Origin of the sequence: Paenibacillus sp. FSL H8-0175, from assembly GCF_045040615.1 — a bacterium.
GTDB lineage: Bacteria > Bacillota > Bacilli > Paenibacillales > Paenibacillaceae > Paenibacillus_AQ > Paenibacillus_AQ odorifer.
On the sequence record NZ_CP150299.1, the window covers coordinates 4,388,279 to 4,404,105 of the forward strand.

The 15,827-nt window shown below is 39.5% G+C and carries 17 protein-coding genes and 1 pseudogene; 2 read left to right on the forward strand and 16 right to left on the reverse strand.

Annotated elements, in window-relative coordinates; genetic code table 11:
* Positions 1-104: 104 nt before the first annotated feature.
* The 4 genes from MHH46_RS19530 to MHH46_RS19545 form a co-directional block, all read right to left on the reverse strand.
* Positions 105-1,826: a DUF2326 domain-containing protein gene (locus MHH46_RS19530; protein ID WP_076190830.1), complete on the reverse strand. Its 1,722-nt coding sequence runs from the start codon at positions 1,824-1,826 to the stop codon at positions 105-107.
* Positions 1,817-2,044 carry an ABC-three component system middle component 6 gene (locus MHH46_RS19535; protein ID WP_068530940.1) on the reverse strand — a complete coding sequence of 76 codons (228 nt, stop codon included), beginning with the start codon at positions 2,042-2,044 and terminating at the stop codon, positions 1,817-1,819. The genes MHH46_RS19530 and MHH46_RS19535 overlap by 10 nt, the downstream gene beginning before the upstream one ends.
* On the reverse strand, positions 2,028-3,002 hold the full coding sequence (locus MHH46_RS19540) for an ABC-three component system protein (RefSeq protein WP_076190827.1): 975 nt from the start codon (positions 3,000-3,002) through the stop codon (positions 2,028-2,030). Before MHH46_RS19540 ends, MHH46_RS19535 begins: the two co-directional genes overlap by 17 nt.
* Before the next feature lie 602 nt (positions 3,003-3,604).
* Entirely contained in the window at positions 3,605-4,237 is a 633-nt protein-coding gene (locus MHH46_RS19545; protein ID WP_076190825.1) for a hypothetical protein, read from the reverse strand.
* Positions 4,238-4,615: 378 nt separating this feature from the next.
* Between MHH46_RS19545 and MHH46_RS19550 the strand changes: the two are divergent.
* A pseudogene (locus tag MHH46_RS19550) lies at positions 4,616-4,815 on the forward strand (IS5/IS1182 family transposase); the annotation flags it as partial.
* 248 nt (positions 4,816-5,063) lie between these two features.
* Here the strand turns inward: MHH46_RS19550 and MHH46_RS19555 are convergent.
* The 3 genes from MHH46_RS19555 to MHH46_RS19565 are packed head-to-tail and all read right to left on the reverse strand — an operon-like array spanning position 5,064 to position 6,463.
* Entirely contained in the window at positions 5,064-5,630 is a 567-nt protein-coding gene (locus MHH46_RS19555; RefSeq protein WP_076190823.1) for a hypothetical protein, read from the reverse strand.
* Complete coding sequence (locus MHH46_RS19560) at positions 5,627-5,782, reverse strand: recombinase family protein (protein WP_081387787.1); 156 nt, start codon at positions 5,780-5,782, stop codon at positions 5,627-5,629. Before MHH46_RS19560 ends, MHH46_RS19555 begins: the two co-directional genes overlap by 4 nt.
* Positions 5,783-6,463 (reverse strand): recombinase family protein, encoded by a 681-nt coding sequence (locus MHH46_RS19565; RefSeq protein WP_405132506.1) that lies wholly within the window; start codon positions 6,461-6,463, stop codon positions 5,783-5,785.
* Positions 6,464-6,505: 42 nt separating this feature from the next.
* On the opposite strand from MHH46_RS19565, the gene MHH46_RS19570 reads away from it, so the two are divergent.
* Entirely contained in the window at positions 6,506-6,679 is a 174-nt protein-coding gene (locus MHH46_RS19570; protein WP_179086270.1) for a hypothetical protein, read from the forward strand.
* Between the two features lie 474 nt (positions 6,680-7,153).
* On the opposite strand, the gene MHH46_RS19575 is transcribed toward MHH46_RS19570, so the two are convergent.
* The 9 genes from MHH46_RS19575 to MHH46_RS19615 form a co-directional block, all read right to left on the reverse strand.
* On the reverse strand, positions 7,154-8,302 hold the full coding sequence (locus tag MHH46_RS19575; protein ID WP_076190819.1) for a DUF3626 domain-containing protein: 1,149 nt from the start codon (positions 8,300-8,302) through the stop codon (positions 7,154-7,156).
* Between the two features lie 312 nt (positions 8,303-8,614).
* Entirely contained in the window at positions 8,615-9,259 is a 645-nt protein-coding gene (locus MHH46_RS19580) for a Type 1 glutamine amidotransferase-like domain-containing protein (protein ID WP_076190817.1), read from the reverse strand.
* A gap of 218 nt (positions 9,260-9,477) precedes the next feature.
* Entirely contained in the window at positions 9,478-10,242 is a 765-nt protein-coding gene (locus MHH46_RS19585) for a VOC family protein (RefSeq protein WP_076190815.1), read from the reverse strand.
* A gap of 2 nt (positions 10,243-10,244) precedes the next feature.
* Positions 10,245-11,084 carry a pyrroline-5-carboxylate reductase gene (gene proC / locus MHH46_RS19590; protein WP_405132507.1) on the reverse strand — a complete coding sequence of 280 codons (840 nt, stop codon included), beginning with the start codon at positions 11,082-11,084 and terminating at the stop codon, positions 10,245-10,247.
* Positions 11,069-11,896: a MetQ/NlpA family ABC transporter substrate-binding protein gene (locus tag MHH46_RS19595; protein ID WP_076141012.1), complete on the reverse strand. Its 828-nt coding sequence runs from the start codon at positions 11,894-11,896 to the stop codon at positions 11,069-11,071. Before MHH46_RS19595 ends, proC begins: the two co-directional genes overlap by 16 nt.
* Positions 11,897-11,907: 11 nt before the next feature.
* Positions 11,908-12,927 (reverse strand): uroporphyrinogen decarboxylase family protein, encoded by a 1,020-nt coding sequence (locus MHH46_RS19600; protein ID WP_076127146.1) that lies wholly within the window; start codon positions 12,925-12,927, stop codon positions 11,908-11,910.
* Between the two features lie 30 nt (positions 12,928-12,957).
* Positions 12,958-13,617 carry a methionine ABC transporter permease gene (locus MHH46_RS19605; protein ID WP_036688669.1) on the reverse strand — a complete coding sequence of 220 codons (660 nt, stop codon included), beginning with the start codon at positions 13,615-13,617 and terminating at the stop codon, positions 12,958-12,960.
* The gene (locus MHH46_RS19610) at positions 13,592-14,635 is read right to left on the reverse strand and encodes a methionine ABC transporter ATP-binding protein (protein ID WP_036688670.1); all 1,044 of its coding nucleotides are present in this window, start codon (positions 14,633-14,635) and stop codon (positions 13,592-13,594) included. Before MHH46_RS19610 ends, MHH46_RS19605 begins: the two co-directional genes overlap by 26 nt.
* A gap of 27 nt (positions 14,636-14,662) precedes the next feature.
* Positions 14,663-15,823: an amidohydrolase gene (locus tag MHH46_RS19615; RefSeq protein WP_076190810.1), complete on the reverse strand. Its 1,161-nt coding sequence runs from the start codon at positions 15,821-15,823 to the stop codon at positions 14,663-14,665.
* Between the last annotated feature and the right edge of the window lie 4 nt (positions 15,824-15,827).

Below are 15,827 nucleotides of genomic sequence, written 5' to 3' on the forward strand. Positions count from 1 at the left end.
TCGCTATAATTCAGGCAATCGGCCCTTGCAGGATATCTATATAAAAAAAGAGCGGCCAATATTTCAGCGCTCTCTTGGTTCTATCAAATTGAATTTCAGATTAATTATTCTTCTATTTTAAATAATTTATTTTCTTGAGATAATTCAACAACAATATGGGCTTTATCAAGTAGGCTTACGGGCAACTTATCCTTCAAAATAGAAACCACTAATTGAATATTTTCTTTACTTACATAATCTGCAACCTTGATCAGTTGATTATCATGCATTAATTCTTTTTTGTCATTTAGAAGGAAGTGCAAACACGGTATTTTTTCCTCATCAGCAAATAATATAGCTGCTAGGTCAAAACATAAAATTTCACCTTGTTTTTTGCCTGAGCTTAAATTAGCATTGAATGCGCTGAATTTATATATTTGCTGCTGGCTCTTTTTATGAATAACTTTATCATACTTCAATGCATACTTCTCACCATACAATTCAAAAGAAATTTCAGAAAAATGTTTATTAAACTTATGAATTTGGCCTTTTAACTTTTCTTCAAAACTTCCTGAAAATAAAACATCATCAATTACTTTAATTTGATCATCAATTCCACTAATATTTTTCTCTACTTCATCTAATTGCGAGATAATACTCTCATATTCACCCTTAATTCTATACTTATCATTCAACTCTGTTATAATCTTTTCTAACTCTTCAAAGGAGTCACCTTTAGATATAGTCATTACCAACTCTTTCTCCTGAGATAACAATGTATTTAAGTTCTTTTCTTCAGTCTCAATTTTTACAGTTAAAGAAGGTAAATCAGCAGCTATAAACTTAATTTTTTCTACAATCATATTGTTGTGGTACGCTACTAACTCTTCAAAGGTCTTTTGTAAGTTAGAAATATTTGCATTAGCCTCAGCATACAGTACTTCCAATTGCTTCAAGTCAATATTAGCTTTGCTATTTTCAATCTCTTTTTTGGCCTCTTCTATGAGGTTCTTTCTAATTTTCATTTTACTTATGTTTGAACTACTTTTATTTATTTGAAATTTTACGAAGTTAAGTTGATCTAACTGATTTTCAAAATTTTCGTTTAAATTGAAATTTGATTTTTTCTCATTTAATTGAGCTATTTCTGCTTCAATCATTTCTAAAGCAATTTCATAAGCTGTTTTTGTTTGCTTTTTTTCCAGTCTTTCCTTGAAGGCTTCTTCTTGTTTTATTTTTGCCACTAATGCTTGCTTCTTTGCTCCTTCATCAAAGTCACAACCTAATAAGAACAAATATAAAGTCTCATATTCCACATCAGAGGTATACTTGTCCAAAGTCTTAAGTGTATTACCTATATTCTCATCCTTGTATCTAATATTGTGAGAGATGATTTGTCTGAATGTGGGTTTCTCAGCCTTATGGTCGGGAAAAAGAAACCCCTGTAACTGGTCTTCAAAATCCTTATCAAGTATTGACTTCCCATTAATTTTCCTAATGTTCTTTTTTCTTGGCAAAAAATTGCGTTCAATTATTACTTCATCTGATGCCTCATCTGATAAATCCTCAACAAGAATAAGAGTAATCAATACTTCTTCGGTTACAAGAAAATCTTTAACCAACTCATAGACTTCCTTTTTATTCTCTGTATCAGAATATATTATTGAAGCGTTAGAACCTAAACAAAAGTCAATTAGCTTTAATACTGTTGTTTTCCCCACATTATTCCCAGTAGATTTATCATCATTGGATGGTGTTTCGTCAATGATTAGGTTCAAACCGGATTGAAAAGTCAGTTCTCTTATTGTCCCTGTGCGACACGTTATTTTCAGTGTTTTTATAAACATAATTCCACCCATCCATCATCATCTATCTTTGCAGAATCAATTAGATAAAGCCAATCTAAACAAAGCATGAAAGTGGGAAAAGACATGTTATATTGGCTTTTAATCCTTTGATACAGATCAAATACTTGTTGTTTGGCATGTTGTTTAAGTTCTTTCAAAACTAAAGATCCATTATAGTAAATGCTAAGCTGTGGATGTATATTATCCGGCAATAACATGGCTATATCCCTCCGGATTCTTAAAAATTTTGCATCGTATAAAAGCATCAACGACTAAAATACAGACGCAGAGCTCCAATTCTTCATACGGAATTTCAATATAATTTTTGCTCTCGATAATTATCTTGGTTATGTTATCAATTATACTGTAGAAAAGTTCTTTAGAGTTAGCTTTTTCATGTTGATGCATTGTATACTGCTTTTTGATAATTTGAAAAACGGAAAAACTTTTATTCGAGCCTTCCCTATCAAACTCAGCATATTTTTCATCTAACTTTTGGTAAAATATCTTGTAATCATCAATTGTGTCTTTGACATCCGATAAATCATTGAAGGTTATTTTCTTATCAATCTCAAAGGAATTAATCTCTGGCGATTCAATACAGTTAGCAAGATTCTCATTTGCAAGTATGTTTATGATGGTCGCAAGATTCGTATCTACTTTAAGTAGATCAACATCATTTCCAAGTTCCTTTTTTACCAACTCAAATACCTCACGCTGTTTGTCGATTTCCATACTCAGTATAACATTTAATAATGTGTTTATATCCACAATGTCATCCGTGGGAGAAAAAGCAGCATTATGTGGATTAATAAAACTCATATCCCGAAGTTTGGTTGCATCCTTAGCAATTGAAACAAAAATGAAACGATAACCTGAATACCTACGGAATATATCCTTATTTAACGAGCCTTCAATTTTTTGTTTTGTACAGGTTGAAGATACTTGAGCAACAACTTTGTGGTTTACATCCACCAAATCAATACCTTCAACATTCTGTTTAAGTATATTCATATTAACCAACGTAAGTCCAAACAATAAATTCATTAATTCGGCAAAAAACGTCTCTGAATATATATTCAAATCCAATAAATTGATCTTTCCTCGTTTTTCAATTCGTCTTGCCAAAACTTCCAGCTTTTCTTCTATATAATTGAAATATTTACTTCGATTCATTAGCCATACATACCCCTATTCAAAATTGATTTAAACCACGTTCATTAGACTATTCGACAGACTATTCGACAAATCATTGGAAATTCCTCTCCCATTGAAGTCCATTAAAAAAAGCGTCTAATTAAAGACGCTCCATACACTTTACTACATGTCTACACACTCGACGTCAAACCAAGGTTCAGCACGACCGAAACATTAATTATTTCCTCAAGGACCTTATTTTTGAAATTATTGTCATACTTCGTAAAAGTCGTAAACGACGCAAAGTGTTGAAAACAAAGGATTTCTAGGTATCTATTCGTTGCATTCCTATTACGACCTCCACATGTGTGGAAACAAGATATACGATTCCTCCTCCCCTTCAGGCCCAAGTCTACCTTGAACAAAAGCGGAGACCCTCAGTAGAACACGTAAATGCGTATCTCAACTACACTTTACCCTCGTCACCTTAGTTTACAACAGCATGAAGCTCATCGTAGATCGTGTTAGCAAATAACAAGACATGCAAACAGCATAAAAATAAAAATGCAATACGATGACTTTGGAGTCGTCTGTAATTTTTCAAGTCAATGCATTTTGAAATTGATTCACTTAACGAAAAACTATAATAACATATCTTCGGCAGGGTCAACTCTATAACAATGCTCTGAATTTCGCTTACACTCTAATGCAGGAACCCTATTTGTAGTTTCACGCTTTCTTCTGCCATCACTGTACTGTACCTCTCTCCATTCCACTGGTTTATTATAATATTTCATCTTTCCCCCACATTGAGGACATTTATCAATATGTATTTTCTCTAATGTCAATCTTTTGCCATAACCACTGATTGCAAAATTAAAAAATAGAGGGTACCTCGTTTGACTTTTGGCAATTCTCCTAAGACTAAGAAAAACCACAAATAAGATAATCAGTATTACAAATATTATTAAATAAATCTGGCTTTCAAAACCTACTGATGCCTTCAGAGTTCCATTAAAAACATTCAGACCACTTTTTACTATTTTAATGCCAATAGGAAGCAACCCTCCAATTGCAATGGCAAAACTAATCCACGTTAAAACAGCCATAGTAAATGGGCTTCGCCATGTTGGTTCAGGCGTATATTTTGCCTCTTGATGATTAGTGTTTAGTATGTTGTTAATGATATCTCCTGCAGCAATTTGTGTTGGTCCATTAAAATTTGTCTTTTCATTGAAATTATTTTGATTAATATATTTTTGGATTTTCGCCATATTTCCCTCACTTAGTTTTATTTATTTATTCTTTGAACTGTATTTCTTTGTTTTATATTTTGTAACCTACTAATTTTGGAAAAACCATCAGCCCTCCCAAGAGACTTATGCAGGTCTTTGGTTAATCTGTTCAATAATCCTAGGATGGATGTAGGAGTAACCTGTAGCCCCATCTTCACTCTATTCGATGAGATAGCTGTTCACCAAGCGAATGCAAGCGTCCCGGCCGTCCTTCTGTTTATTCAATTATTTATTTAGAATGATAAAACACCCATGACACTAGAATTACTTCTATAGACCCAGTACAAAGTCCTGCAAAATATTACAAATTAATTTTTCAATTGCAAACGACAACAGGTTCGAATTCGACCAACCGACGAGCAAATGGCTTTTCAAGAAACGGAGTATTTCAAGGAGAAGATACAGAACGTTACAAAATCGAAGCGAAGAACTGCGAACTCAGGCATCGGCACGGGTACGACGTAGCGTCGTCCTCGGGTCTGATAGGGATGCAAATACAAGGGGTAATGGCGATATTCGCGGTGAACTTGAAACGAATAATGAAGCTGGCAGACTAAGAACAAGGAAAAAACGCCTTGAAAAAAGCGGCACCTTCCGGAAAATCTGGATCAGGTGCCGCTTTTGCTTTTTTATTCGCTTGATTCTTGGCCTCACCGAAAAATTGCTAGTTCTTCAGCGGCCTCTCACAAAGGATTGGGCTTTTAATATAGGTAAATGTGGCTAAGAGATATTACTTTTTAATAAGCGACACACAGCACTCCACATGTGTAGAGACAGTGGAAATGACCTCCAAAAGTACTCAATCTTATCTATAACAAACCGTCAACTCCACCCTGTTCCCTTCCCGATTATAAACAATCCTCTCCACCAGTTTCTTCAAAGCCCGATTCTTCTCTTCACTCGTCACTGAAGCGCTCCACAACTCCCTAAACTCACCTATCCGCTCATATATCTGCTCCACAGTCGGATAATTGCCTTCATCTACTACAACCTTCCGCAAATCCTTCAACTCTTCCTCCAACTTCTGTATCTGCCTTGCTCTTACAGCTTTACGCTCCAAAAATACCTGCTTCGTTATCATGTCTTCTTCATAAGATTCATGCAGCTTGTCCAACGCTCGCTTCTGCTTCTTCAATTCCTGCGCTTTGACCTCGATAATGACCTGTGTATCATTATACCTACTTCCATGCAATTCAATCTCCCGTAAAATATTCGGGTCTACATGAATAATCCGATCATAGAGAGCATTGAAAAAATCAACATCCATTACCTTGCCGCGCTGCTCACATTTACTGCCATCTTTATACTGGTGATAGCACAATGCACTCCAGTGCTGCCCTTGCTTCTTATTCTCACCTACTCGGAATCTCATTCGTGAACCACGCTTGGAACGTTTTTTCCATAAGTAATGTAACCCAAATAGACTTCGCTTGCCAGCAATCTTTGAACCGTAATATTTGACCATCCCTTGTTCTTTCCATCGGGCTTAATGTTGTATGGCGTAGGTATCTTGTTATCCGTCAATCAAATGGCGATATGACCAAGGTTTGTTCCATTCAAATACTTTTCAACAATCGCTCGATAAATCGGACGCTTGGTTTCATCCACCAATACCGACCTTATGTTCTTATCGTAGTAGTAAGGAAACGGTGGCTTTCCGTTTGTCCACATGCCTTTCTTCGCCCCGGCCTCTTTACCTTGCTTCATTCTTCGCTTAATCGTTTTGTACTCTATTCGGGCAAAAATAGACATGAAATCAAAGGATACATCGTCATTGTCTATTTCTAGATCGTATATCTTGTTTGGTGTGATAATGACCGTTTCTGAGTTTAAGAATGTATCTTTAATGAGTGCCCAATCCTTGTTTTCTCCACGCCCTAAACGGTCAATATCCATGACTACTACCCCATCATAGAGCTGGTCTTCAACATGTCGAAGAAACTTCTGCATTTCCTTACGGGACTCGATCTTTTCACCTGAGGCCACTTTTTCAAATAGCCTATAAGTCCAATTTCGATTATCGACCAAGGTCAGAAGGGTATCCCTATGCTTCGAGAGAACGTCTTCAAACTCACCATCATCCCGTGATTTTCTTAAATAAACGGCTACGTGTTTAATTGTTTTACTTTCCATAATAGTTTCTACTCCAAACCTGTTAAATTTTTGCTGCCTTTCAAGTAGAATGTTGGGCATTTTTGATGACAAATCATCGAATATGACAACTGTAAAATTTCGGAGGCGTAGTTCATGAAGAAATATGAATATGTAATCAAGGAAAGTAATCAGCCATCCGACAAAGCGTTGCGGCAATTTCATGAACATGTGGCCCGGATATTGAGCCAAACTGTCCAAGCAGAGGCCGAGATAGACATACCTCTCCCCAAAGTGCATCATTCTACGCAAGACAGTCAGAAAAATTAACAAAATAAAAACAAGCCAGAGCACATGACAAATCCATGCTCCGACTTGTTCTATTTCAGGCTATTTTGAATGAATTCCCGTTTCGACTTTTTCAGATACCTTAGCGAATTCTCGAAGGAATACAGGTACATAGAGCAAAGCATCTTCAGCTTTTCGACTGAGCCATCCGCAATCACTTGCATAATGGCCGGGTGCAGAATCTTACTAAACATAATGTTTTATTTTTATAATCTAGGTCTTATAAACCACAGTCCCATTGTACTGTAACATGGTAGAAGATGTAGCGCGATATTTCCATGATTCAGCGCAAAAAACTTCTAATCAACACTGAGCCGCAAAAGCTTCTTTGAAAAATTGATTCACACGAAAATTCCATCAATGACAAGTCAAATATCCCATACGGAGGGAAATTCGCTTATTAATTTGTTTGTTTGTTTACTTAAATGCCCATAACTTCAAGCGTACCAAGGCTTCTTACAACTTAAAGTTTCGGAGCGGCTTTCCGTACCGTACCAAAACATGCCATAAGAGTTTTAATTCTTGAAGTACTTCTTTTTCGGTTCCTCGGTCCCGCCATGCTGAAGGATCATGCTTTAAGTGCATAGCAGCAGATCCAATCATGCTCGCATCAATATAACCGTGATGAGCAATACGCTTAGCCAAGGAGGGCATCGAAGGCCCTCTAAAATCTGAAGGCACTTCGTCTACCCACATCGCGAATCCCATGTGCCAATAGAGTTGGATGGCATACTGTAAACATATTTGCTCCAGGACTCGCCCTGTTGGAGTACCCTTGAATGAAGGATCGGCAACTAAAATTTCCACATCTTCCTTTAGACGAATGTTTCCATGAACTTGCGCCTCAATATAGTGGTTAAGATTACGTTTAGCTTCACCCTTTGAAGGGTCTGTAAACGGCATTGTGAGGTTGACCCTAAGATGGTCGACTAATTTTTGTGATTGAAGATCTTTTTCCCCTAGAGCGGAATCTCTTAAGAAAATCTCCTCTAATAATGCCGCCATCATATCATCAAATTCTGCATATGTCCCTTTCTGTACATGGTTTTGATGCGAATCCATATAGGTGTATGTACTGCGATAAGAAACCTCAGGGGATAGGAGGAAATAGCAGGAGCCAAAGCGCGGAGCTGGCCCATCCGAATGACGCATCAAATCAAGAGCGCCATATTTAGGGCGTTCGCTATTCGAAGCACCCTCTTGTTGGTATGCCCCTCCAAATAGTCTTTCCTCCCACAAATCACGTGGACCGCCAGAATAGGCTGATACACTACCACTGGATAACAAGGTCTCAAATTGGCTCTTGTACACGCCTTGCTCCAATAGCGCCTCTGCAACACTTTTCTTTACCGGATCTAGTCGATCTGGATGGAAATGTAGAGCAATCTTCGCATGTGACTTTATTTTGACCACAGCATCTTCAAACTCTTCCCGATCCACATTAGACATTTGAAGAATTTCATGGATGGTCTGAACTGCTTCACTTTTTCGAGTTCGCGCGTAATTCGTAACATATTCTAAAGCCGATAATTGTGACTCCGATAGTTCCTCAGTGAACTGAGACTCTCTTTGTTTATTGGCATTTGCATCGCCTTTCCACTCCATTGCTTATTCACTCCTTTCTAGACCCAGTACATAAGAAAAGAGACTTGATTTCTCCTCTCACTGTATCAAACGCGCTTCTTCACTTAAAACTTCATATCCTTACCATCGCAGATTCCGATAACTTTACATGGATCTCGAATGATATAAATTCAAGATCGAATGTTGCTGGCTTGAACATCGTATGCGCGTTATGCGTAATCTTCCTTTTTCGCAGGAGTAATCAACTCGATTTGCTCGTAAGGTGCTGTCAAATAGGGACTCAAAACAAATACCATTCAGTTAACCGTCAGTGTCACAACCACTCAACCATAATTAGAGCGTCTCAGCCAATTTCTGAATCTTTGAGTGGGAAATTAAATATACATTGCCTATAATGTCGATTTTGCTGCCCTTCACACGTACAGCACCATCTTTGTCTGCCGCCACATAAATATCCATTTTATTCGATAAAGGAAAACGCCCCTCAATTAGCGCGGTGTTATCATGATCAAAATGAGCTTCAAAAGAAAAGTGATTAAGAGCCATACCTTCACAAACAGTGCATTCATCCACATATTCATCAGACATGTTCATCCCACCAGCACTTGTTCCCATTACAACAGCATTGCTTTTTTTAATCAAATCCGATAATTCATATTCCGTCAAAAGGTGCTTTTGGTCCCGAGCGGTTCCACCACATAAAAAAACGACAGAGGCGTTTTGAATTAATCGCTGGGCATCTTCCTTCTGCGTGCGGTCATCAATGAAATGATATTCATCAAAATAAATGTTAGCCTGATTAAACCATGTCCTTTCAAAAACACTATCAATATTAACTTGTTCATCACTAAAATCAGACGATTCAGCGCTAATCATAACCAGCGATTTTCTGTCTGTTATATCCTCATGCAACACATTGACTAGCTTCTCAGAAAAACCCTTATCATAAAACCAATCTAAGTAATAGTGAGTTTTCATCCGTAATTTTACCTCCATATGTAATATTTAAATTTATCCATTCCATTTATACCATGAATATCGTACCATATAATGGAATTCAATAAATCTTACAAATTTATTAAAACAAAAAAATGCCAGAATCATTAGTACCTTCGGTGAATAGCAAAAAGACTTACTCGAGGTATCGATCCCTTCAAGTAAGTCTTTATTTCTAAAATTATAAAGATACTAGTCCCTTAAACGAAAACATACTCCCCATCACCAATCGAAATCTTCTTCCCTTTCAGGTCTAACGAATCCGTTTCAAAAACCACCTGCTTGAATTGGTTCTCGTCTCCTTGCACGAAAGCAAATGATCTATCGCCAATCTTAAGGCTGAAGGTATCATCCTCTGACTTCGTAACTGGCAGTCCGAATATCGTTCCCCAATGGTTGGCTGCAGCTTCAGGATCGGAGACATGGAATACAGCACGCACGATTTCGACTTCTCCCGCAGGATGAGGCTTAATGACTCCAGATGATGTTAATCTTTCCACTCGCTCTGTATCCGTTCCGCTCCATTGAATGATGAACGGATAGACCAGTCCCCCAAAGTCACCAGCAATGGTCATCATCCGCCACTCTATTAATCTGCCCTCGTTATCTAGACGTTTACCATCGATAATTGGAGATAATGATAAGCCTGCTGCTTTCAGGGAAGCCGCTACTTCTTCAATATCATCCGTCCGGATGACTACTCTACTTAGAACTTCATGTTCTGGTAAAAGTACAACTGCATCTTTCACCACTAGATTATGTTCAGTTGCCTTTGCCAGCTCAAGATTCTCAATGCCCAGAAACTCGAGATAGGTTAGCCCAAAGTAACTTAAGGCATTATAGGTTCCCCAATCTTTATGAGAGCCTCCCTTAAAAGCAACCAATCCATGAGCTCCAAAGATCTCAACCGGTTTGGCCAAATCATTGACATAGTGAACTAAATGATCCCATTTCATCGTTGCCATGATTACTTCACTCCCAGCTCAGTAGTACGTTTTACGGCTGCCAGAACACTTCTTTGCAGACCCGCTGCGAAATCACTGTTGTTTAATTCGTACAAGCCATGCATGCCGACACCGCCAGGTGAATTATTAATATCCAGCAGCTGTCGTGGATGCAGCCCTGTCTGTTGCAGCATTGCTACCGAGCCCATCATATTCTCCAGTGCAACCTTCCAGGCTTGCTCACGCGGCAGTCCGGCAAGTACACCTGCATCCACGAGAGATTCAATGAAATAATAGATATAGTTAGGACCCGCCACACCAAATCCAGTGAAAACATCCATTAACGCCTCATCCAGATATTGTACTTTTCCAAAGCCGAGTAGGAAATGCTCCACTTGATCACGAGTAGCATAAGCATTTAACGCTACACCACTATAGCCATATCCTGTATCGGTTAAAGTATTGGGGATAACCCGGATAATGGACCGTTCAACTCCAAAATACCCAGCTAACTGATCATTCGTCACACCCGCCACAATCGATACGATTGCGGCAGAAGCTGTAGCGAATTGTTGTACGTTTTGACCAAGGGTAGTTAAATCATCCTGTGGGCGAACTGCCACTACAATCACATCTGCTGTAGACAGGTTATGCTCTTGCGAACTCTTCGTATCTACACCGTATTTCGTATTTAAAAACTGCAGACGCGCTTCATTAATATCCGATACACTAATTTGATTTACAGACAAGGTGTTATTCGCTATACATGCGCGGATGATCGCTTCCGCCATCTGTCCGCCACCAATAAAATGAATCTTTTCTTTGGTCACTCCGTTCACTTCCTTAATTAATTGTTGTCCCAAGCTTCAGGTAGAATGAAACCATCATATTTTTCTAATCCAAGAATATATTCTTCAAACTCTTTGGATTCATAAGCAGCTTTCAAATCTTTAGCCCACTGAGAATTTTCATCCTTTTTATTAACCGATACGATAATTCTGTGTTCCATAGGTGTGTTTTCTATTTTTAAAGCATCCGTAATCTTTCTGTCCGAATTAGCAATATAATTACCATTTACAACGCCATAATCAACATCTTGAAGGGAGACAAGGATTTGAGCGGGGTCCAATATTTTAATATCAATATTATATTTATCCGGTTCCATACTATTAATATTAAAATCCGCTACGCCTGCCCCTTCTTTAATTTTGACCCAACCCAATTCTTCCAGAATACGCAGTGCACGCTCTTGGTTTACCGGATCGTTCGGAACAGCTACGGTTGTACCGTCTTTAACATCGTCTAGCGTGGTATGATTTACAGAATAAAGGCCTTGTGGAGCACCTGGAACATAAGCAATTCCGACCATATCTGCATTGATTTCTTCGTTAATGGCCTCCATATAAGCTGTACTTTGGAATATGCTTGCGTCAATGGAGCCTTCCTTCATTGCTGGATTGACCTGCATGTTTTGCGAGAAGGTTTTAATGTCAACGGAATACCCTTGTTTCTCTAGAATCGGTAGAATCGATTGGCGGAATTGTTCCTCATAGGTTCCGACACCAAATCCAACGGTAAGCTTTTTCTTATCTCCAGAATCCCCCGCCTCTTTATTGCCACAAGCCGTCAACACTGCAAGAACACCTATCATCATCACTAACATTAACTTTTTCATGCTTACTTCCCCTATTCCAATATAGATTTTTTAAATTGTGCCAACGCCTCATCCGTCACATTGAGTGGGATTGCGCAATTTGGAGATAGAATAAACGGCTGGTCTTTCATTAACTTTAATGCATCTTCAGCTTGCTGCTTGATTTGGGCAATATCGTTTACCGCAAACAACCCATGATCGACTCCACCCACTTTAGTAGCTTTGAGATTTGCCTCTAACCCTGGATTCCCCTCGGCTATCGTATCCCAACTGATCCCGTCAATCCGATAATCGTTAAACTTCTCAGGCTGGGCGTAGGCTCCACAAGTATGAAGAATGTTTTTTCCATAGCTCGCTGCTTCTAAAACAATAGAATCATAAGGTCTGGACAGTTCGTCAAACATAGCTTCATCAAATAATCCTGGGTGAGCTGTGCCCGTCACTGCGTAGAACAAACCGTCAGAACCCGCTTGCTGTAACTCTTGTACATAATCGGCTAAGGTTAAGGAAATCGCATGTAGCGCATGATGTGCTGCCGCTCGATGTTCTTTAAACAAGGATTCCAAAGTTACCGGGTGCTCAATACCAAACACCGTTTTAGTAACGTAAGCAGAACGCCCTACAATAAATAGCAATACTGTTAATGGTGAAAATACAGTTTGGATTAGCGGGGTGTCTGGTAACCCTTGACGAATTTTTCTAACCGCATCTAAATGCTCTGCCAAAGGGGCTGACTGGACTGCCTTTTTGACGTCGATATCCCACAGACTAGCCGCTGTTGGAATAGCCGTCGTTTGCTGTCTCGGAAATACGGTCTGATAATCCGTAAAATCGTATTGATTCCCCCAAGCTTCCGCCAGATAAGTCGCTCTTGGATTAATCTTGACCCAATCCCAATCATATTTTTTCGTAAAAGAAATCGTAGTTTCTGCTAAATCATCTGCAGTTTGTTCTTTGTCGATAAAATGGCGCCAACCACTTCCGATTGGACGATCCGCCCGTTCTCCAGATAATAATGCTTTAAAACGATCTTGCTTACTCCATTCACTCATCTGTCGAGTCCCTCCCAGAATATGTAGTAACTAGTAACGGCGAATTTTTCTTGCTAGCGTGTTGCCTAAAGATTGAATACCTTGCACTAAAATAATCAGGATAATCACGGTGGCTACTACGACAACAGTGTCAAAGCGTTGGTATCCATATACGATCGCCAAGTCTCCCACGCCGCCTCCCCCTACCGTTCCAGCCATTGCAGTTGCACCTATCAAACCAATCGTCGCTGTAGTAAGAGACAGGATTAAGGATCCAACCGCCTCTGGCAATAAAAAGTACCAAATGACTTGAAAAGGAGTGGCTCCCATCGCCTCAGCGGCTTCAAGGATTCCCGGATTCACTTCAAGCAGTGAGTTCTCTACCAACCGTCCTATATAAGGTGCGATATAGATAATCAAGGGTACGATCGCTGCGCTTGTCCCAATTGAAGTATGAACAATCAATCGTGTGAAAGGCACAATCGCAACCAGTAAAATAATAAAAGGCAATGAGCGAATGATGTTGATAATTGGATTTAGTACGGCGTAAAGCGCTTTGTTCTCCAAAACCCCACCCGGACGAGTGATGACAAGCAATATCCCAAATGGGATCCCAATCAGGGAACCAACAAACAAGGAGAACCCTACCATTTGAATTGTTTCTATAATCGCCTGCAGAAATTGATCACCTGTTACTGTGGTCGAAAACATTAGATTCTACCTCCTCTACACCGACTCCATTTCTTGTTAAGAAAGATAATGCATTGTTAATCTCTGCTGCCTCACCATCGAATTGAATGATCACTGTTCCCAGTGTTGTTTCTTGAATCTCCGTCGTATTCGCAAATAAAATATTGACCTTTATATCGCAGGAGCGAATCATTTCAAACAGGATAGGCTCAGAGGCACTTGCTCCCACAAAATTAAGCTTGTACAGCTGACTTCCGGGTTCTGTTTTGATAGATTTCCGCACGCTAGAGGTCATGCTATTTTGAATAACCGTCTTCACGAAATTTTGCGTGGTCAGATGTTTTGGACTTCCGAATACATCTAGAACACTTCCTTGCTCAATAATCCGGCCTTCTTCCATGACCGCTACCTTGTTACAAATTTCTTGAATCACGGACATTTCATGTGTAATGATCATCACGGTAATGTTGTATTCAGCATTGATTTTTTTTAATAGCTGTAAGATAGAATGTGTGGTCTGTGGATCTAAGGCAGAGGTCGCTTCGTCACATAAAAGGATAGACGGATTCGAGGCAAGCGCTCTGGCAATCCCGACACGTTGCTTCTGACCACCTGATAGCTCACTTGGGTAACTCCCCGCTTTGTCACTTAATCCAACAAACTCTAGCAGCTCCATTACCCGCTGGCGGATTTCATTTTTATTCTTTTTTAGGAGAACTAGAGGGATCGCCACATTATCAAATACTTTTTTTGATTCTAATAGATTAAAATGTTGAAAAATCATTCCGATATTTTTCTTAGCGGTACGCAACTCTTTATCGTTGTATGTTCCCAAATCACGTCCAGCGACCATAACTTGTCCTTTGGTGGGTCTTTCCAAATAATTGACTAAACGAATTAATGTACTTTTCCCAGCACCGCTATAGCCGATAACCCCGAATATATCGCCTTTTTCGACCTTTAAATCGATTCCTTTAAGAGCATCAATAGTGGTCCCTTTCCGAGTGAACGATTTGTAAACATTCTTTAATTCAATCATTTCCATTCCCCTCAATCATCTTTAGGATTAAGCTTCCTCTTGCAGCTTCACCAGCGCTTGTTCTGCCAATAAAGCGAAGTACTTAGCAGCTGGCAATATCGCAGCTTCATCAACATCGAAACGAGGGTGATGTAAGGGATAGGCTGGACCCGATCCTATATTCACAAAAGCACCCGGTATCTGTTGTAAATAAAAAGAGAAATCTTCTCCACCCATCTGTGGAGGAATATCATGTACTTCATAGCCAAAATCTGAGGCGATCTCTTTGGTAAAGTCCGCCCATTCCCCATGATTTATCGTTGCGGGTGGACCTGGATACCAGTGTAACTGGGCCTCTGCCCCAGCTCCCGCAGCAATCCCTTCGATAAGACGAGTCATTTGTATTGGAATATTGCGGCGAATCTCTTCATTGTAAGTTCTTACTGTACCTTCTAATTCGACTTTTTCCGGCAATACATTCCATGTGAAGCCTCCATTAATTCGGGTAACACTTAACACTACTGGTTCCGTGGTGCTGTTTTGGCGACTTACGATGGTTTGTAGTGCGGTAATGAACTGAGCTGCAGTTACAATCGTATCCACACCTTTTTCAGGATAAGCAGCATGAGCGCCGACACCTTTTATTGTAATTTCAAACCGGTCAACACCGGCTGTTAAAGCTCCTGTTCTTGTTCCAAAAGCTCCCGTAGGCAAGTCAGGTGAATTATGGAGACCAAATATAGCCGCCACATCCTGGAGTCCTCCCGAGGCTAAGACGCTTTCCGCCCCATGCCCTGTTTCTTCCGCGGGTTGAAACAATACTCTAACCTTTCCAGGTAGTTCATTTTCACGAGCCTTTAATAATAATGCAGCACCTAAAATAGTAGCCGTGTGAAAATCGTGACCACAGGCATGCATCTTTCCTGGGATCTCTGAGGCAAAGGACAATTCAGTTTGTTCCTCTATGGGAAGTGCATCAATATCACAACGAATGGCCACTATGGGTCCGTGACCCTGCCCGATCTCTGCGATGAGTCCGGTTTGTAAAGGCAAGTCAAGGATGTGAATATTGGCTTGGGTCAGCCATTCCCGTAATTTTGTTGTGGTTTTAAACTCTTCATACGCTAATTCAGGCTCACGATGCAGGTTTCTGCGAACCTCTATTAATTGATTAGCTAAAGATTGCTCAACCTCATTTAGTGGTTTCATAGGT